The organism is Halorubrum sp. SP9 (assembly GCF_005435015.1).
GTDB classification, from domain to species: domain Archaea; phylum Halobacteriota; class Halobacteria; order Halobacteriales; family Haloferacaceae; genus Halorubrum; species Halorubrum sodomense.
In genome coordinates this window covers 1-311 of sequence record NZ_SGXU01000571.1, presented here as the reverse complement: position 1 = coordinate 311, position 311 = coordinate 1, and the positions used below count along the sequence as shown (strand labels likewise).

General features: G+C 53.1%; 1 protein-coding gene. It reads right to left on the bottom strand.

Annotated elements, in window-relative coordinates:
- Positions 1-311 (bottom strand): carbohydrate ABC transporter permease (locus EXE45_RS18625; protein ID WP_137695181.1); only part of this gene is annotated, 311 nt, incomplete at both ends.

The window sequence follows — 311 nt, the reverse complement described above, 5'->3', positions numbered from 1 at the left end:
GCTCCATCGATCATCGCCGCTTCGTGGAGCTCTTCAGGTACGTCTTGGAGAGCGCTAACGGTGATAATTACCATAAATGGGTATGCCAGCCACATTTCGGTGACATTGTAAGCAAAAAACGCTGGCCACCGTGTGGAGAGCCACGCAACAGAACTAGTGCCCAGCAGACCGAGCACCTGGTTAACTAAGCCAAATTCGGCGGAGCTGAAGATCCCACGCCACACCGTAATGGTGAAAATTGCGGGCAATCCCATCGGGAGAATGATGAACGACCGCATGAGTCGACGACCACGAACTCGTTCGTTAGTGAC